This window comes from Paenibacillus sp. 1A_MP2, from assembly GCF_052244825.1.
Classification (GTDB): domain Bacteria; phylum Bacillota; class Bacilli; order Paenibacillales; family Paenibacillaceae; genus Paenibacillus; species Paenibacillus vandeheii.
Map to the genome: position 1 here is coordinate 5,656,144 of NZ_JBQQCS010000001.1, position 18,425 is coordinate 5,674,568.

The window sequence follows — 18,425 nt, forward strand, 5'->3', positions numbered from 1 at the left end:
CTACTTACTCGGGAAAAATTCATTACTTTTCGTGTCCACTTTACTAAGCAGGCTCGTAATTAATGCTGAAATTTGATTCTTGAATATCAATGCAATAATGATAATAACGCCGATGATCAGAATTAGCTCCAGTGTGCCAAGCCCATCCTCTTCCTTCCAAAATCCAGTTACCTTGCTTTTCATTAAGTCCAGCATCCCAATTCCTCCTACATATTCATCATCATAAAAGCCGGTGCTCCAATCATCACCACAATCGAAAAAAAGATCAGCACCATCGGAAACACCAGTTTGGAAGAAGCCTGTTCTCCCTTAGCCCGACTAACGGCCTTGCGTTTCTCCCATAACACATGGGACAGATCCCGCAGCGCCAGTACAAAGTCACCTCCCCCTCGCCGGAAATTCAGCAGCACGGTTGTTGTAAATATCGTCACTTCCTGCACACCACAGCGACGACTGAACTGTTCAAACGATTGTTGAAACGAATAACCATTATTCCAATCCCCAACCGTCTTTCGTAGCTCGTTGTAGAGGGGATGATCCCGTTCTCCCTGACTGGCTACACAGTGAACAATGGCACGCTGTACCGTTTCCCCTGCTCCAACCAGTAAGACAATTCGGTTCAATAACTCCGGCAGCTCCATGAGTATGTCCTGATCTCTTCGCTGCACTTTGGTGTTAAGGTCTTTATATAGTGCAAAGGGCAGTGCAACACCCAATGCCAGTCCACCTACCATGCCGCCAAGCCCCATATCCCCAACGAGCGACAAAAGGCAGCTTACGAGCAACATCAGCCACGAATAAGTCAGCATTTCAGCACAGTAGAGCATTGTTTTCTCGCCACTATGCTGTATGCCATACATTTTCTGAATGGCGTGCTGCATGCGGAACATGATTACAGGCAATCTGCGGCCCACCTCGAACTTGTCCAGTAAAAACAAAAAGGGGCCATGCAGCTTCTTCAGACGTAATCCTTCCATATCCAGTTTGCGCAGATGTCGGTAGGTCTGCCCTCGCGTTCGATCAAGCACCAGCCACCCTGTTCCGAGCACCCCTCCGAAAATAACGGGAAGCAGCATCGTGTCAGCTCCTTATACTTTGATATCCATAATGCGTGTAATCCACAAATAACAGCAGGCAAGTAACGCCAATGCCCCGCTGGAGATCATATATCCCATCCCGCTATATAACGGCTCCATAAAATCCTTGGCCGTAAAGTTCAGAAAAATCAGAAAAATAAACGGAGCGGCAAACATCACTTTAGATTCAAACTTTTTCTGCGCCACCGCTACCATGATATCCTGCTGAATATCCAGCTTCTCACCAATCACCGCAGAGGTTCGCCTCACCACTTCGACCAGGTCTCCACCGGTTCGCTTACAAGTGATGAACACATCGGCAAAGTTTGTGATATCCTCAATTTTGGCGCGATCCGAGAAATCTTGCAGTGCCTCTTCAATGGGCTGACCATACTCCATCCGCGTCCTTAGAATAGTGAATTCACGAATGAGATCTGTATCCGCCTCAGGATTCAGCATGCGCAGATCCTCTACTGACTCCTTAAAACCGTTCTCTACTGATTTTCCCGCAGCCAGCGCGGAGGACAACGCATATAATGCCTGCTTAAAATGTAAACTGAGTGTCATTCTTCTGCGTTCCAGCAGCACTTTGGTCCAATGTTTCGGTACCCATATACACCCCGCAGCCAATATCAGTCCGGCCAACCAATGATGATAGAACAGGATACCGACGCCAAAGAACAACAAACCACTAATCAGCATGCAGACCATCCGCTGTCTCTGGGATAGCGTATATACGGTGTAGTCCGTTAACGCCTGTCTGGCCTCGCCCAAATTCATCACCTTCCAATAAAATCAACTAATTTACGTTGTTACCCGATTTGATTAACTTATCATTATTGCATTCTATGTACTCGCTCAGCCAGTCTCCCAGCCCTGCCATCTGAATTTTGTCCACTTGTCTCAGCGTCCCAACTTGAACAAGTCCCCAATAATTTTGCCTTCTTTTTCTTCGATCTCCTGAAAACGAAACAGTGGATTCAGCAGTACTTCTCCGTCCTGCATGCCAATCACTTCACTAATCTCGGTCACCCGACGTGAACGGTCCCGTAAGCGGGATAAATGTACAAAGATATCAATGGCCGAGCTGATCTGCTGCCGGACAACTGCAATGGGAAGATCCGCTCCACTGAGCACCATGGTCTCCAATCTGCTGATCATATCCGAGATCGTATTTGCGTGTCCCGTGGACAACGAGCCATCATGTCCAGTGTTCATGGCCTGTAACATATCCAGCGCTTCTGCTCCCCGCACCTCACCAATAACAATTCGATTCGGGCGCATCCGCAAGGATGACTTGATCAGGTCCCGAATGGATATTTGCCCCTTGCCCTCGGTATTGGCATTCCGCGTCTCCAGCGATACCAGATTGGGTACCGTGATAATCTGTAATTCAGCAGAATCCTCAATGGTAATGATCCGTTCATCCGCCGGGATAAATTGAGATAATGCATTTAGGAAAGTGGTTTTCCCAGATCCGGTTCCACCGCCGATAAAAATATTGTATTTGCTGCGCACTAACTGCTGCAGCAATTCTGCCGCTTCCTCATGCAAGGCACCTTTATCAATCAGATCGGACATCTTCATTGGTTCACTCGGGAATTTCCGAATCGTCATGGTCGGACCTTTCAACGCAATCGGAGGCAGCACGATATTGACCCGCGACCCGTCTTTCAACCGTGCATCCACAATTGGAGAAGACTCATTCACAATCCGGTTCACCCCGGATACAATCATCTGAATAATGTCTTCCAGTCGTTCCCTGGACTCAAACTCCAACGTGATCTGTCTCACTTCACCTTCCTGCTCAACGAAAATCTCCCTGTGGCTGTTGATCATAATCTCTGTAATTTCGGGATGATCCACTAATGGCTGCAGAATATCCAGCCCTCGAAAGGAATCAAATAACCGTTGCACCAGCGTATGACGCTCCCCGGAGGTCAGATCATCCAGCTTCGGGTCAGAGAGCACTTTACGCTCAATCCCCTGCCACAGTTCATCATCTCCAGCAGAGGATGTTAAATCCAGACCTGCTCTGACCTCACGACGCATGATTTGAAACTGCTCTTCACGGTCCAGTATCATCTTGGATGAATCCGTCATAATGACCACCCATCACCCTTCTGTATCCGTCCCGTCTGCTTCAGTTCTTCGTCTCCATCCTGCACGATCATGGCGCATAGTCTCTTCACTTCCCGTTGAAAGATCGGTGAGCTGAGCATTACTTCCTCCTGACTCAGCTGCTTCCAGGAAGGGATATACGGCAGCACAGCATCCAGATGCAGATCAGGCCCTGGCAGGGCATTGATGACGCTGTCCCGATACTTGTTGACAATGAACCGGGCACGGTCAATTACACTTTCATACAGATCCGGTTTGGTGCGTTTCATATGCTGCATCCATTGACCCCAGCGGTGCATAGAAGAGATGTCATCCTCAACCAGCCACACAAATGCATCGGCAGCATCGAAAATCCCCTCACTGCGCCCGTCCCAGCCTGAGTCCCCATCCAGAATGAGCACATCATATTGCCCACAGTCCGCCAAATACCGGATCAGGCTCTTCGTATCCTCACGGGACATTTGCAACAGTTCCTTCCGATTCGATAATGGCCAGAATACATCCGACTTCAGCGCTTCGTGACGAAGCACGTATCCGTCGACTCCTTTGGAGGAAGATTGCACCTGTCCCTGTTTGCCTGATTCCTTCCTGCCCACCTTCAAATCATAAAGCAGACGTGACAGCCCCGTTTCTGCATCAGGTATAAGCTGTGCACTTCTGGACAGACCCTTCTCCAGAAACGGCATTGAGCTATCCAGCGTCTCCAGATTGAGATACAGAACAGCATATCCCGCAACCCCCAGTTGCTTTGCCATATGCATCGCCACCGCAGTCTTGCCACTCCCGCCGGAAGCTGATACAACTCCAATAGAGAGCGCCCCCTGTCCCGGACGATGAGTCTTCTTCCGACGTGGCTGCCGACAAGCATGGAGAACAGCGTCCATTAGGGCAGGCAATGGTTGATATTTCATCAGCCGTTTATCCTCATCCACCTCATCCAGTCCTTCACTCAGCATCAGCCATGGGACACCCGAGGTTTCGCCACCGTTACTCAGCCAGTTGTTCAGAAAATCAGGTTCCGCAATAACCAGATCTGGCAGTTCCCGTCCTTCCTGTTCGTCCATATGGTCTTTGAATGGTTCCCATTGTGAAAAAGCGGTGAAACGTATACTGGAGCCAGACGAACTGCCTTGTACAAAATCAAGCCATGCGCTGATATACTCTCTGTCTTTGGAAGCCAGCACTGCCTTTAGAACAATCAATTCTTCTTCCCTCCCTGCAAAAAAAGCACAAAAAAGCACCGTCCAATAACCGCAAAAATTATGCAGTATATGGACGGTGCTTCCGTCACGTGCTATGAATGTATGGATAATATAGCATACAATTTCTGGAGGAGCAAGGGATTTATTCAAACGATAATCCGATCAAGAATGATAAGGTGCATCAAATTCTACAATATTGCGATCAGGGTCTAACACAAATATCTGTGAAAAACCGGCAACACTATCTGGTCTAGCCTCATACTCAATTCCCTGCTGTTCCAGCCAGGCCAAAGTCTCCTTGTAACTCTTCACCCAGATCGCAAAGTGTCCATCCGTTGTATCGATACCAGCCGTGCGAAGCGTATGTCCCTGCGGATGCTGTAACAGATGAAGCTGTTGATCACCAATGGCATACCATGTGCCTGTGGAGTTAAAAGGCGGCCGTTCAATCTCCTGCATGTGGAGCAAACCGGAATAGAATTTTTTCGCAACCTCAAGATCACGTACAGCCAGACTCACATGGTGGATATGTGCATATTCAATCATTTCTTTGACCTCCTGCCTGAAATAGCCTTCCCTCAACTTCCATCAACTCTAAATCGAATCGCTTACATTGACTATACTATAACACCTTAAACGCTGACCAGAATGCTACAAAAAAAAGAAAAACACCCCTGAATGAAATGCATCGAACCTATCGGTTCACACAAATTCATATTCTGAAGTGCTTTCTCCAGAAAATCCACCTCACCGTAGCTTAGCTTTAACTAGGCTATATTCTCATCAGAGAATATGAACCCCACTCAAACGGCTCGCTTCTTATTTAGCGCTATCCAAGGCTTCTTGCGGGATTTTGATCTCTTCCACGCCATTATGGTTGGAGAACGTGCTGGTCATTTTCATGTCCATCGAAATTTTCTGTCCTTCCTGCTCCATCTCCATCACCATGTCGACATCCGTACTTGCAGGCAGGTAGGTTTCTTTGTTAATCATATATTTCATTTTCATGCTGGTAATATTCATTTGATCAAGCATGGCTTGAGTCTGGGCGTCCGATCCGTTTTGCTCCATGACCGCTTTGGCCAGCTCCTTCACGTTATCACCGGATACATCAGCGTTAATGACATAGTTGTCGCCTTCTTCCGTAATCTTGGTGTCCTCTGCAATCTTTTTGAATTGCTCCAGCTCACCTTCCGGATTCATGCTTGACTGCATTTGCTCAATCAATGGTTTCGTTTGATCGTCAGGAATTTTGACCCATTGCTCTCCCACCTGGGAATAAATATGATCCGAAGTGATATACTGCTTCACATTCTGCGCTTCCTGTCCGGACATTTCCATCTTCATCTCCTGATAGATCATCATCGGGTCCTTGATGATATCCATCTTCAGCGATGTTTTCACCTGTTGATCCTGGGACTGTTCGCCAGACACCAGCTTCAAATTTTGATCAATATTGGCTTCGGTAGTGAAGCTTTTCATGTCTTTTGTCGCTGCATTCGTTTTTTCAATTAACTCGTCCAATGTTGGGATCTTCGTCTCCTGCTCCGCAGTTGTATTGCCCTCGTTAGACGTTTCGTTGCCAGCTGGCGGCGTTGCTGTACTGTTATCTGCATCGCTTCCGCAAGCGGTCATGCTTACTGCCAATAATGCCCCAATAATTAATGTAGTCCACTTCTTCAAGTTATTTGCCTCCCAAAATAGAATTGATCCGTACTCATTACCCAATTATTCCCGTTATTAATCAATCGCCCTGATACAATATGTTACACTTCAGTTATTCAAAGGAAACGCTCCTTCATTTCAGGTGTAGGCAGCATGCACGCTTCATCTTTACCGAACCAGCGATATCGGTTGCGAGCTACCGTGTTATATATTGCATTGCGAATAAATTTCGGTATAATAATTAGCCCGTACAATAATGGATAAGGGAATTTCAATCCTTTGGCCAGCCGCAGCGCTGCGGTGGAACGCGTATAATATTTCCCATCCTCAATGAGTACAAACGTATCCATGCTGTCTGTGGACAGATTGCCCTTCTCCAGCAATGTTTTCGCTACATCCGATTGAAGTGATGCAAAATGATATTTCCCCTCCGGGTCACGCTTGATAATCCACTTCGTTAAGCCTTGGCAAAAATGACACACTCCGTCCACAAGCACAATCGGGTGTCCCTGATGCTGATCCGTTTGATTTGCAGTCATAATCGTGGCCTCCTCATAGTTGTGCTATTAGAGTAAATTACCCGTTTTCGAGTTATCTCGGTCGCTTTTTTTACATTTTATTTAGGTGTAACGAAAAAAGAAAAAGAGCGCAGGCTCTGTGCCCACGCTCGTATCTGTTTTGGCAATTACTCGGCAATTGCCTTTTCCATCCATTGGTCGTCGATCATCTGTTGATGAAGGTCACCAGCCCACTGGTCCATGCATTTGCAAATGAAATCTTTGCGACATACCGGACAAGGCGTTTTCTGTAGACGGCTGATATTGGTCAGCTTCCATTCCGGGGAATGGGAGATAGAATACACGGCATTGTGTACCGTCTACCAATTTCATTTTAAATTCATACAATCCGTCTTCCTTGTTGCCACTAGCTAGTTCTAAATTTGCAATACGCGGTCTATAAGACATGGATATCACCTGTTAATTCAAATTTGGTTCATGCAATGACACTTCTTAGTACTAAGTCATATTAAAGAAATTTTAGTTCGATGTCAACTCACGCACATTTACCCGCCAAATAGAATATCAAGAATGGTACCCACCTGACCCTGTTTTTCCCTTTCAACACATCCGGATCGAATACTTCAACATATCCACAGGAAGAACAGGCGACGAAGAGATAATGATTGTGCTGAATATCGAACATTTTGCTAAGTCCAGCTCCTGACATGGACACTTCCTTAATATTGCAGTCCGTCCCCTGCATTTGGTACATACAAATCGTCGTTCTATCATCTCTTCAATACTCAATATTGTTCCCCCTCATTCGAATGTATGACATCAAGCAAGAGTAGATTATGTAAAATAGTACGCTGTCCACCATGCAATCTCCTGCATTCCAACGGGATTATACAATACAAAACCCTGCCGATGGCCAGCAGGGTCTTGTAATCGAACGTCAGGTATCCAAAGATACCCTGCTCTATATGTTCCCTCTACTCCTAGGAGTCAGGTCTTAAACTACATTAAGTACCACATCAATATTGCCGCGTGTTGCTTTGGAGTAAGGACAGAAATCATGTGCCTTGCGCGCCAGATCTTCGGCTTGACTGTGATCCACACCAGGCATGCTCACATCCAAACGTACCGACAGCTGGAAACCGTCATCCGCAGGGTCTTTGCCAATGGATACATTGCTGGTTACCACCACATTCTCCAACTTCACGCCTGCTTTGCGCGCCACATTGGCGAGGGCACTCTCATAACATGCACCGTATCCAGCTGCAAAGAGCTGTTCAGGGTTGGTACCTTCACCACCAGGGCCTCCAAGCTCTTTTGGCATTTTCAGATCATGCTTGAGCACACCATCCGAAGAAGCCACCGAACCTGTACGTCCACCTTTAACTGTCGCTGTTGCTGTATATAAAGCTTCCATTAAAAATCTCTCCTTCACCTTCAAATTTTTTAATGCCTACTATTCAATTTAAACTTCTGGCTTATTTTGAAACGCATGTTGTTCCTTATTCAGCTTTTACATCTTTATTATTTTCATGCACGTGAGATGCACATTGGTTATTTATTAAGGGTTGGGTAATATACTAAGGCACAACTCCTTCTCCGGTAAATCTTGTCCTTCTACACAAAAGTTGCACTAGACAAAAATAATTGAAGGAGTACAATGTAAGTATCAACATAAACGTTTAGACATATCGAAAGTAGTTTAATTACGTTTTTTGATTTTGATTTCATTTTGATTTCAATGTTCAAATTTAATCAAAGGAATGACATCGTTCCTCTTCATATAGAATATCAATACTTCAAAGTCGGGTGATTATATTATGAGTAAAAAAAATCCGTTCAACGCTCCTTCCAATGAACCATTGGCTGCGGGTATGGCCCCCTCTCTCGGGGAAGCCCATAGCTCCATGAAGGTGCCTCAGAACGCTGCTTGGTGGAAAAAGTTCCTAGCTTTTGTTGGACCGGGTTACCTGGTTGCCGTTGGATATATGGATCCCGGGAACTGGGCAACTGATATTGCAGGTGGTTCACAATTCGGCTACACCCTATTGTCCGTTATTCTGATTTCAAACCTGATGGCTGTTGTGTTACAGTCTCTCGCTGGTAAGCTCGGGATTGTCACAGGACGGGATTTGGCGCAAGCCTGCCGCGAACGATTCAGCATGCCTGTCGTGATGGTGTTATGGATATTGTGTGAGCTTGCAATTGCAGCCACCGACCTTGCCGAGGTTATTGGTTCAGCCATCGCGCTCAAACTGTTGTTCAACATTCCCATGTTATATGGCGTCATTATTACCGCTGTCGATGTACTGGTCATTCTTTTGCTGCAAAATAAAGGCTTCCGCGCATTGGAATCGCTCGTTATTGTGCTGATGGCTACCATCGCCCTCTGCTTCGGGATTGACCTTTTTCTCGCCAAACCGGATATGGGCGGCGTCATGCACGGCTTTGTACCCAGTGCCGAAATTTTGCAAAATCCAGCCATGCTCTACATCGCCATCGGCATTATTGGCGCAACCGTGATGCCCCATAATCTGTATCTGCATTCTTCTATCGTACAGACCCGTCAGATTGAAAAGACAACTAAGGGTAAAAAAGAAGCGATTCTGTATACCACCATGGATTCAACAATCGCTTTAACACTGGCCCTGTTCATCAATGCAGCCATCCTGATTGTGTCTGCTGCCGTGTTCCATAGTGCAGGCATGACCCAGGTTGCGGAAATTACGGATGCTTACCATCTGCTGACACCTTTGCTGGGAACCACCATCGCCAGCATCCTGTTCGGTGTAGCCCTGCTGGCTTCAGGCCAGAACTCAACACTCACCGGCACACTGTCCGGTCAGATTGTAATGGAAGGCTTCCTGAACATTCGTATTCCGGCGTGGCTTCGTCGGCTGGTAACACGTCTGATTGCAATCATCCCGGCCGTTATCGTAACAGCTATTGCCGGAGAGCACGGAACAGAAGAACTGCTGATTCTGAGCCAGGTTCTGTTGTCGCTGCAGCTCCCCTTTGCCGTTATTCCACTGATCATGTTTACGAGTGACAAAAAAAGCATGGGGGATTTTGCTAACAAGCTGTGGCTCAAAATCATCTCCTGGATCATTGCCGGAGTTATCGTTATCCTGAATGTGTATCTGATCATCCAGACCATTCGGTTGTTCTAGGTTAAAGAAAACTAATCCGTATTTTGTCTAACTCAAAAAGGCTGATCAACTCAAGTAACGTATCCCTTGAGATGATCAGCCTTTTATATTTTTTAGCAGCAGCCTAATCCAACCTGATCCATACCGATTAGAGATCAGCTCTAAATACCGCTTTTAGTTTATTTATCAATTTTGAGTTACCATCAACAAGGGAAGTAGTTCATCCAGTGATTCAACCGTCCAGTCTGGACGGTCTGCATCTGCTAGCTCCGGCTGGAACCTGCCATACCCCTGCAAAATTCGGATCGTGTGCATACCCAGCTTCTTAGCCGGAATAATATCATTATCAATCCGGTCGCCGATCATGACCGCTTCCTCCGGTTTACATCCCGCTTGTTTCAGAGCTACAGCATACAATTCAGGATCAGGCTTGGACACTCCTTCTTCAGCGGAACAGGCCAGCACATCCACGTACTTACGCAAACCATAGCTATCCAGCCGATTTTCCGTCCCCGGGCTCTGATTGGCAATGATGCCAATCTTATAGTGTTGCGACAACGTCTGGAGAACAGCGTCGGCTGACGCGAAGGGGCGTTCAAGCTCTTTGCGGAACTTCAGCTTCTCCTGTATCTGTTCCCGGTGCCGCTCATCGCTGATCAGGGTACGAATAGCCAGTTTCATCGGCCATTGCTCGTAATTTCGGTAGGAGGCGGCAAATAGTTCTCGTACTGTCTGCATCTCCACCTGATAACCAAGCGCACAAGCTTCTCGAACGAACTGACCAATAATATCATCCACCGGCTCCCACTCGTCCACAAGCGTATCCCCCACATCAAAGAACAACCATTGTATTCCACGTACATCCGGCACGCCTATTCCTCCTCGTTAGCCACAGGAAATTCATTTCCCCATTTCCCAAACCATAAAAAAGAAGACCCACCATCATGCATGAGTCTCCTCAATATTCCGTATATTTATGATTTCAATTATAACAGGCAGCTGACACTGGATCAATCACAGGAATAGTACCACTAACCATTAAGCAGAAACCCAACTTCCCCATTCAAGGAATATACGATACGGTCTGCTCCCATTCCCCGATAGATCCCTTTGGGGTGGCTTTGTTCTGTAATGACACACAGGGACTTGGATGTCCAGGAGCGGCAGATCTGCAAATATCGGCAGGTCAGGTTTAGGCTATTTTCAAAAATAAAAACATTGCCTACACTGCCTTGCGGCAAAAACCATTTCTGAGCTGCAGCCGTGTTCATGCGAATGACATGCTCCACACCAATTCTCCGGAGCCTGCGCTCTTCCCCTGCACTGTTGGTCAGAACGGCAAACGGCATTTTTTTGTACATCAGCAATTTGATAAATTTACGTCCTGCTTCATTTGGAGCAGTCACTAAGATCATCTCTTTATCCATCATTCGTTCCTCCCTTGGCGTGAAAAGACAACAAAAAAGAAGCGTGGGGGACCAAGGCCTCCCGGACGCTTCTTCAATAATCCATAGCAAAAAGACACTATGAACCAGCGTACGGCTTGTTGCCTCTCCCTTTAACGCTTACGAGGTTAGCTGACGGATTCGGGCGCGAGAGTCGCCCTATTTCCGGCTGTCACCGGAAAATTCACCCCATGGATGCCTACTGTCCTGGACAGTTCATCCTGTTGGTTCCCCGTTTCCCACCCATGAATGAATGGAAACTCAGCGATTAAAACATCGTTCCATTATGTTCCTTAATCAGAGCGATATTATCGTTTGTTTCGTTTTTCATGTAAAATTTAATTGAAATTGGAATTACGATATGAATCATACACCCGTGCCATATCGGTGTAAAGTCTGCGCAGATCACCGAATCGACGGATTTTTGCCATTTCACATCAATAATAGCGCTTACAACACATCCATTCTCCACCCATCTCTTCAAAGCTCTCTAATTCTCTCTTTAGCGAAATTCAGGTAGCAAAACATTCACAGTTCATACACGAGAGGTCCAAATAGCGTTAAAAAAACAATATTAATTTTGCAATATTTAATTGCAATCAATATAATAAATGATAGAAGAATATGAAATGGAGGCGATTTTCATGTCAGTCTACGACTACAAAGTAAACACCCTTCGCGGTCAGGAAGTTGAGATGTCCAACTATCGTGACAAAGTACTGCTTATCGTGAATACAGCAAGCCAATGCGGCCTTACACCTCAATTCAAAGGTCTGCAAGAACTCCAGGATAAGTTCAAAGATTCCCCATTTGAAGTTCTTGGTTTTCCAAGCAACCAGTTTGCACAGGAAAAAGGCTCTTCTGATGATATTGCCGAGTTCTGCCAGATGAACTATGGTGTCAGCTTCCCCATGTTTGAGAAGATCGATGTGAATGGTTCAAGCGCTCATCCTCTATTCCAGCATCTAACCAAAGAAGCACCTGGCGTACTCGGCTCCAAAGCCATCAAATGGAACTTCACCAAATTCCTTGTGGATCAGAACGGACGTGTTTTGAAACGGTATGCTCCCAAAACAACACCTGATAAAATTGAAGCAGACATCAAAGAATTGCTTAAATAACAATTCAAGGCCATCCGAACCCTGCAGACAGAATGAGCATGCATTCAGGGAAACGGGTGACCTTTTTTTGTCTGGACTCATCTTTACTGTAAAAAAACATAAAAAGAAGCTCCCCGTATGGGAAGCTTCTTCTTAATCGTTCTTATGATGCGGTCGAGAGGACTCGAACCTCCACGGGTATACACCCACTACCCCCTCAAGATAGCGTGTCTGCCATTCCACCACGACCGCATGTCGTAAATAATCGGCAACAGAATTGATTATACCCGCTTCAAGTTTAAATGTAAAGCATTTTTAATATTATCATTTTAACTGCGCTTTCCCTTCCAAAAATCGTATAATCTCGTCATTTTCTCCTAAAAAGCACATATGATTAAAATTGATCCCGTTTTTATATCCGAGCAGGCGGATCACTCTACTTCCTTTATAAGGAACAATTACTCCATTCACCTTAAACAAGATAACTTAAATTGTAATATAAATTAACATAATAAAGATTTTTAAATTTAAAACCCAGAAACTATTGACAAAAAGCGGATATTTATGTGAACATATATATCATATAATTCGGATTTACGAACTTAAAACGAACTAAAACAGAGTATAAATGTTATTTTACATTACATTTAACGAACGTAGGAGGCGAAAGATTGTGAACCGTGGGAATAAGCTGCTCGATTACGTCAAACTGCTTGATTCCTCTATCCAGGTCGGAGGGTTCACCCATTCTTTTGGTATGGATACCCATATTACTGAAGGAACCATTCGCAGTGCTGAAGATCTAGAATCATTCATGCGCTGTCAATTGCACCCCAGTATCGTGCGTCTGGAAGGTATGGCGATTAAAGGCATATACACCGCCACAGATCATAATGACGCGTGGCGTACAGCCCTTATCGACAAACTCGTTCATGTCCAGCGCACCCCAGCAAGCCTCAGAGAACATGCCTCTACAATGGGAAAACGATTGATTAAGCTGGCTCGTGCACTCCACCCCTGGATTGATTTTAGCGAGCTTGAACAGACTCTGGCTAAGTATGAATCCGTTGGCTGCCTTTCCACTGTTCACGCCTGGATTAACCACCACCTCGAAATCCCTGTCGAGGAGGCAGTCCTTGGTTATCTGTATTCAGCCATGAGTGCCTGCATAACCGAAGCCTCCAAGGTGATTCCCCTCACTCCCGATACAACCCAGAACCTGTTGGTTCGCCTCGCCGCAGACCTGGAGCATGAATGGCATACCGTCAGCGCCTCCGCTGCGGATGGACTGGTACAACCAGCCTCAATGTCCATGAAAACATTATTCCCCAGCTTCCATATGCTTGGAGCAGGACTTCACGCCTATAGGGCCTGATCTCTACCCCTTCACCCCCATACAACTCACCTCCTCATACAGTAAAACATGAAAAACACGCCGCACCTCATCGCTGGCGTGTTTTTCATGTCATTTATTTTGTCTATTTAACGTAATTACGCCATTTTACATAATAAAATACACTTATTTCCGTCTTTTTTAATTGTTAGATGACGCAAATACGTATATAATAAATTATACAGCTCGCATATCTATATATTCTACATCAAGAATAACCGGCTGAATACTATATTCCACTGAGGGGTGAACCCTTTTGAACAAAAAGAAACCTGTGACTCCTTTCGGATGGGCCATCAAACGAAGACTAACCGAGCTCCAGGTCGACCAAAAGACATTTTGTGAACAGTACGACATCCCGCCATACCGTCTGTCCAATCTCATCCACGGTACACGCAAAGCAACCCGGTTCAGGAACCAGGTCGCCGATATTTTGGAAATTCCAGATGATTTAAGATAAGTTTTCTGCCAAGGAGGAGCTCATTTCATGAGGTACTTAATATCCGATCTGGAGAGATTATCGTTCCAGTCCATGCAACACCAGCTCATCATCGTAGACCATAACTGGATCATCCGCAGCTGCAATACGGCTTGGCAACAAGGACTCGGGCAACTGCTTCCCAAACCGGGCGTATCCAGCCACTCCAGCACCATACCCGAAACATCTTATTACCTTCGTTTAATAGAGGGGTGGACATTACGCGAGGAACAAGCAAAGAATGCGAAGATCGTTCAGGAGTTGAAAAGTATCACTGCACCTTTTAAAGACAGTCATACATATGACATCTTCGTTCAAACGGCCCACAACGAACAACGGTGGTTCCGTCTCGAACTCACCCCATTGATTCAGGCCGACCCATCCCTGCTGTCTGATCTCGCACTGATTGCACACACGGATGTTACCGAACAGAAACAGACAGAACGCCAATTGAAGAAAGCTCTGTCCGAAGTGCGCACGTTGCGCGGACTGCTTCCCATTTGTGCTGTCTGCAAACAGATTAAGGATGAACAGGACAGCTGGAATTCAGTTGAGAGTTATCTGGAGAAGCATACTCATGCTGAATTCACCCATGATATCTGCCCGGATTGCATCCGAAGACTATATCCGAAGTACTCCAACATTCTGGACAAGCACGCCTGAACTCTCCCTACCACCACGAACCTTAGCTACACAGACAGATGGTGCTCAAACTGCGACATATCCAGTTCCTGCGGTGTTCCTTGCAGTGCAATTGCCCCTTTGTCCATTACATAGATATAATCTGCAGCACCGCGTACAAAATCAATACTCTGCTCTACCAGCAAGATGGAGATCTCACCTTTTGCTTTAATTTGCAAAATAACCTGCCGGATATCCTCTACGATGGAAGGCTGGATGCCTTCTGTCGGCTCATCCAGAAGCAGCAGACCAGGCCTTGAAGCCAGCGCGCGGGCAAAGGCCAACTGCTGCTGCTGACCGCCACTCAGATCACCACCCTGCCTTCCATACATTGTGGCAAGCACCGGAAACATGGCCAGCACATCCTCCGGGAACGTCTTCACTCCTGAGCTGCTTGTCTCCAGACCCAGCAACAGATTTTCTTTTACCGTAAGCTGCGGGAAGATTTCTCGTCCCTGTGGCACATATCCAATTCCCGCCCTGGCCCGCCTGGCCGGGTCGTGGGTGGATAGTTCCTGACCTTTCCACTGAACACTTCCCTTCCGCGTTTTAAGAAGACCCATCAATGTTTTCATCAAGGTGGTTTTCCCTACACCATTGCGCCCCATTAGGCATACCACCCGACCCGGCCGGACATCCAGATTTACGCCGCGCAGCACATTGCTTTCCCCATAACCAGATTCAATTCGTTGCAGCGACAGCATGCTCATCCCTCCTTTTGCCCAGATACACTTCAGCCACTCTCGGATCTTCCTGCACTTCCGCCATCGTACCTTCCTTTAGCAGCTTGCCTTCATGCATCACCGTCACTTTGGCTGCAAACTCGCGCACAAACTCCATATCATGCTCCACCACCACAACAGACCGTTCTCGTGCAATCTCCTGCAATAGGCGGCCTGTTTTATGTGTCTCTTCATCCGTCATTCCCGCTGCCGGCTCATCCAGCAGCAATACACGGGGTTCCTGCAGCAGCAGCATGCCAATCTCGAGCCACTGCTTCTCCCCATGGGATAAGGCCCCTGCACGTGCATCCACACGTTCCTTCAAACCAATTTGGTGCGTAATCCGCTCCATCGCAGGACTTATTTTCGAATACCGCTGAATGCCTAGCGCCTGTAAAGGAGAACGACGAGTTTCCGCAGCCAGCGTCAGGTTCTCCTGCACGGTCAGCCCAGCAAAGATCGATGGGGCCTGGAACTTGCGCCCTACCCCTTTCCGAACAATCTGGTGCTCCTTCAGGCGTGTCAGATCCGCACCATCCGCCATCTTCACCGTACCGGACACAGGCTTGGTTTTGCCACAAATGACATCCAGCATTGTCGTTTTCCCGCACCGTTCGGTCCGATCAGAAAATGCAGATCATGTTCATACAGCTTCAGATTCATGCCTTTGACTGCAACAAAACCGCCAAATGCCACCGTAATTTCCTCAGCAACCAGCACTACCGGAACCTCAGTAGACTTTTGGTTTCTCCTGACTGACTGGAACATGCACAACCTCTCCTCTCCGTTTCAGCAAGCGCACGACATGACGGTACACACCAACAAGTCCATTCGGCATGAACAAGACCACGGTTACAAAGAGCCCTCCAATGACAAACAACCAACCTTCCGGATAAGCTTCACTGATACCCGTTTTGGCCGCGTTCAGCACCACAGCTCCGATCACCGCACCAATCAGCGTCCCCGACCGCCCAATGCAACCCATAACACCATCTCAATTGAAGGCACGATTCCCATCATCGAAGGCGAGATGATCCCTACCTGGAGCACAAATAACATACCAGCAATTCCTGCCAGCGCTCCGGAAAGGGCAAAGACCAGCGTTTTGAAACCTGCCGGGTCATATCCAAGAAAGCGAACCCGATTCTCCCCATCGCGCGCAGCTTCAAGCACCTGACCGAACCTGCTGTTCACCACCCGGCGACAAAGCAGATAGGCGAGCACCAGTACGACAAGCGTTATATAGTAGAGAGCAATCGTTGTCCCTGCCGAATGTAGGGTAAAACCAAAGATGGCGTTATATCCCGTTATACCATTGGTCCCTCCCGTCCATTCCTGTTTGCCAACGAATAACGTCACTGTAATGAGGACTAGAGCTTGGGTCAGGATTGTAAAATACACACCGGTGATCCGGTTACGGAACGTGAACCACCCCAAGGCAAAGGCCAGTAATGCCGGAAGAGCAATGCCCAGCAATAGCGCCACCGGAAATGACCTAAATGGCTCCCAAAACCACGGCAGACCACTAAGACCACTCCATCCCATAAAGTCCGGAAGTGTTGTACCACTGGCCTGCAGCTTCAGATACATTGCCATGGCGTACCCGCCAAGTCCGAAGAATACGCCATGCCCCAGACTAAGCACCCCTCCATATCCCCAGATTAGATCCAGACCAATCGCCAGAATGGCCAGGGCCAGGAATTTCGCCAACAAACTAAGCCGGAATTCCGTGGAAATAAGCGGAGCCAGACACATCATGATCAGGACAACGGCCCAGATGATCTTCATTTTCAGACTACCCGTCTTGAGAAGTGCAGACATTACATAACCCCCTTTTTCGCATTAATCCAGACTCCGGGTCCGTATGGCAACGAGCCCGCGCGGCTTCCATTGGAGAAAAGCTACAATACAGACAAATACCAACACCTTACCGATGGAGGCGGAGGTATACGTTTCGAATAACGTATTGAACATGCCAATCCCGAGGGCACCACACACGGTCCCTACCAGTTTCCCGACACCGCCCAGCACAACCACCATGAATGCATCCACGATATAATACGTACCCAGTGAAGGGCCAATCGGGCCAATGAGCGTCAAGGCACATCCAGCGATCCCGGCAATGCCCAAACCAATGGCAAAGGTCATGCCATCCACTCGTCTGGTGGAAATCCCAAGACAGCCCGCCATACTTCGATTCTGCATCACCGCCCTCATCCGTCTCCCGGAAGAAGTCCGATAAATGTACAAGTACATACACAACAACACAATCGCAACCAGCACAATAATGAAAATCCGTTTGTACGGAAACACAATGCCGTCCGCGATGGTCAGACCTCCATTAAGCCAAGCCGGACTGGATACTCCTACATTTGGTGCTCCAAATATCGTTCGGGCCAATTGTTGCAGCATCATACCTACGCCCCATGTCGCAAGCAGACTGTCGAGCGGCCTCCCATACAGATGTCTGATCAGCACCACTTCCAGCAACCAGCCTATAAGAGCCGCCACACCAAAGGCGATAGGCAAAGCTACAATAAAGTAGACATCAAACCACGCTGGCGGAGCGTACGAAATGAACAGGTTCTGCGTCACATACGTAGCATAAGCGCCGATCATGATCAATTCACCATGAGCCATGTTAATGACATTCATCAGTCCAAACGTAACTGCGAGGCCTAAAGCAATCAGCAGCAGGATGGAACTGATGCTTAACCCATTGAACAGTTGCAGGACAAACATATCCATCGCCTTTCCCTCCTCATGCTGTGAACATCTGAATTAAAAATGGGTACAAGACACCATTTCCATTCCACATCAACGCTTTACCGTAATGTTGTATGAGGGTGTGTTGTCTCACCCTCGTCGGTTTTTTAGC

The 18,425-nt window shown here is 47.1% G+C and carries 19 protein-coding genes, 1 tRNA gene, 3 pseudogenes and 1 riboswitch; of the genes and pseudogenes, 5 read left to right on the forward strand and 18 right to left on the reverse strand.

Annotated features, from left to right (window positions below; translation table 11 throughout):
• The 11 genes and pseudogenes from ACTWJ7_RS27820 to ACTWJ7_RS27870 form a co-directional block, all read right to left on the reverse strand.
• Positions 1-195 carry a Flp1 family type IVb pilin gene (locus tag ACTWJ7_RS27820; RefSeq protein ID WP_079350807.1) on the reverse strand — a complete coding sequence of 65 codons (195 nt, stop codon included), beginning with the start codon at positions 193-195 and terminating at the stop codon, positions 1-3.
• An 11-nt stretch (positions 196-206) separates the two neighbouring features.
• Complete coding sequence (locus ACTWJ7_RS27825; protein WP_301879606.1) at positions 207-1,076, reverse strand: type II secretion system F family protein; 870 nt, start codon at positions 1,074-1,076, stop codon at positions 207-209.
• 12 nt (positions 1,077-1,088) lie between these two features.
• A complete protein-coding gene (locus ACTWJ7_RS27830) occupies positions 1,089-1,850 on the reverse strand; it encodes a type II secretion system F family protein (RefSeq protein ID WP_301879607.1) in 762 nt (253 codons plus the stop codon).
• A gap of 129 nt (positions 1,851-1,979) precedes the next feature.
• Positions 1,980-3,161: a CpaF family protein gene (locus ACTWJ7_RS27835; RefSeq protein WP_443146430.1), complete on the reverse strand. Its 1,182-nt coding sequence runs from the start codon at positions 3,159-3,161 to the stop codon at positions 1,980-1,982.
• Between the two features lie 14 nt (positions 3,162-3,175).
• Positions 3,176-4,399, reverse strand: coding sequence for a nucleotide-binding protein (locus ACTWJ7_RS27840; RefSeq protein WP_301879608.1), 1,224 nt, complete (start codon positions 4,397-4,399; stop codon positions 3,176-3,178).
• Between the two features lie 162 nt (positions 4,400-4,561).
• Positions 4,562-4,945 carry a VOC family protein gene (locus tag ACTWJ7_RS27845; protein WP_301879609.1) on the reverse strand — a complete coding sequence of 128 codons (384 nt, stop codon included), beginning with the start codon at positions 4,943-4,945 and terminating at the stop codon, positions 4,562-4,564.
• Positions 4,946-5,218: 273 nt separating this feature from the next.
• Positions 5,219-6,082: a DUF6612 family protein gene (locus ACTWJ7_RS27850; protein WP_301879610.1), complete on the reverse strand. Its 864-nt coding sequence runs from the start codon at positions 6,080-6,082 to the stop codon at positions 5,219-5,221.
• A 98-nt stretch (positions 6,083-6,180) separates the two neighbouring features.
• Entirely contained in the window at positions 6,181-6,603 is a 423-nt protein-coding gene (locus ACTWJ7_RS27855) for a thiol-disulfide oxidoreductase DCC family protein (RefSeq protein ID WP_301879611.1), read from the reverse strand.
• 146 nt (positions 6,604-6,749) lie between these two features.
• Positions 6,750-7,029 (reverse strand): annotated as a pseudogene (locus ACTWJ7_RS27860) (hypothetical protein).
• Positions 7,030-7,117: 88 nt separating this feature from the next.
• On the reverse strand, positions 7,118-7,336 hold the full coding sequence (locus ACTWJ7_RS27865) for a zinc ribbon domain-containing protein (protein WP_443146058.1): 219 nt from the start codon (positions 7,334-7,336) through the stop codon (positions 7,118-7,120).
• A gap of 240 nt (positions 7,337-7,576) precedes the next feature.
• On the reverse strand, positions 7,577-7,996 hold the full coding sequence (locus tag ACTWJ7_RS27870) for an organic hydroperoxide resistance protein (RefSeq protein WP_024629325.1): 420 nt from the start codon (positions 7,994-7,996) through the stop codon (positions 7,577-7,579).
• A gap of 457 nt (positions 7,997-8,453) precedes the next feature.
• On the opposite strand from ACTWJ7_RS27870, the gene ACTWJ7_RS27875 reads away from it, so the two are divergent.
• Positions 8,454-9,749 (forward strand): Nramp family divalent metal transporter, encoded by a 1,296-nt coding sequence (locus ACTWJ7_RS27875; protein ID WP_079351045.1) that lies wholly within the window; start codon positions 8,454-8,456, stop codon positions 9,747-9,749.
• A gap of 165 nt (positions 9,750-9,914) precedes the next feature.
• On the opposite strand, the gene ACTWJ7_RS27880 is transcribed toward ACTWJ7_RS27875, so the two are convergent.
• Positions 9,915-10,598 (reverse strand): HAD family hydrolase, encoded by a 684-nt coding sequence (locus tag ACTWJ7_RS27880; RefSeq protein ID WP_301879612.1) that lies wholly within the window; start codon positions 10,596-10,598, stop codon positions 9,915-9,917.
• Between the two features lie 161 nt (positions 10,599-10,759).
• Positions 10,760-11,158 (reverse strand): hypothetical protein, encoded by a 399-nt coding sequence (locus ACTWJ7_RS27885; RefSeq protein ID WP_228469185.1) that lies wholly within the window; start codon positions 11,156-11,158, stop codon positions 10,760-10,762.
• A gap of 117 nt (positions 11,159-11,275) precedes the next feature.
• Positions 11,276-11,450: riboswitch (cyclic di-AMP (ydaO/yuaA leader) on the reverse strand.
• A 367-nt stretch (positions 11,451-11,817) separates the two neighbouring features.
• Between ACTWJ7_RS27885 and ACTWJ7_RS27890 the strand changes: the two genes are divergently transcribed.
• Positions 11,818-12,294, forward strand: coding sequence for a glutathione peroxidase (locus ACTWJ7_RS27890; protein ID WP_024629320.1), 477 nt, complete (start codon positions 11,818-11,820; stop codon positions 12,292-12,294).
• 148 nt (positions 12,295-12,442) lie between these two features.
• Here ACTWJ7_RS27890 and ACTWJ7_RS27895 read toward each other — a convergent pair.
• Positions 12,443-12,525: transfer RNA gene (locus tag ACTWJ7_RS27895), tRNA-Leu, on the reverse strand.
• A 421-nt stretch (positions 12,526-12,946) separates the two neighbouring features.
• Between ACTWJ7_RS27895 and ACTWJ7_RS27900 the strand changes: the two genes are divergently transcribed.
• From ACTWJ7_RS27900 to ACTWJ7_RS27910, 3 genes are all read left to right on the forward strand, one after another.
• Complete coding sequence (locus tag ACTWJ7_RS27900; RefSeq protein ID WP_301879613.1) at positions 12,947-13,648, forward strand: urease accessory protein UreF; 702 nt, start codon at positions 12,947-12,949, stop codon at positions 13,646-13,648.
• 274 nt (positions 13,649-13,922) lie between these two features.
• On the forward strand, positions 13,923-14,126 hold the full coding sequence (locus ACTWJ7_RS27905; RefSeq protein WP_024629318.1) for a hypothetical protein: 204 nt from the start codon (positions 13,923-13,925) through the stop codon (positions 14,124-14,126).
• Positions 14,127-14,153: 27 nt separating this feature from the next.
• Complete coding sequence (locus tag ACTWJ7_RS27910) at positions 14,154-14,807, forward strand: hypothetical protein (RefSeq protein ID WP_301879614.1); 654 nt, start codon at positions 14,154-14,156, stop codon at positions 14,805-14,807.
• A 26-nt stretch (positions 14,808-14,833) separates the two neighbouring features.
• On the opposite strand, the gene urtE is transcribed toward ACTWJ7_RS27910, so the two are convergent.
• The 4 genes and pseudogenes from urtE to urtB form a co-directional block, all read right to left on the reverse strand.
• Positions 14,834-15,529, reverse strand: coding sequence for an urea ABC transporter ATP-binding subunit UrtE (urtE, locus tag ACTWJ7_RS27915; RefSeq protein WP_301879615.1), 696 nt, complete (start codon positions 15,527-15,529; stop codon positions 14,834-14,836).
• A pseudogene (gene urtD, locus ACTWJ7_RS27920) lies at positions 15,507-16,315 on the reverse strand (urea ABC transporter ATP-binding protein UrtD). Before urtD ends, urtE begins: the two are co-directional and overlap by 23 nt.
• Positions 16,278-17,368 (reverse strand): annotated as a pseudogene (gene urtC, locus ACTWJ7_RS27925) (urea ABC transporter permease subunit UrtC). Before urtC ends, urtD begins: the two co-directional pseudogenes overlap by 38 nt.
• A 21-nt stretch (positions 17,369-17,389) precedes the next feature.
• Complete coding sequence (gene urtB / locus ACTWJ7_RS27930) at positions 17,390-18,295, reverse strand: urea ABC transporter permease subunit UrtB (protein WP_443146059.1); 906 nt, start codon at positions 18,293-18,295, stop codon at positions 17,390-17,392.
• Positions 18,296-18,425 lie beyond the last annotated feature (130 nt).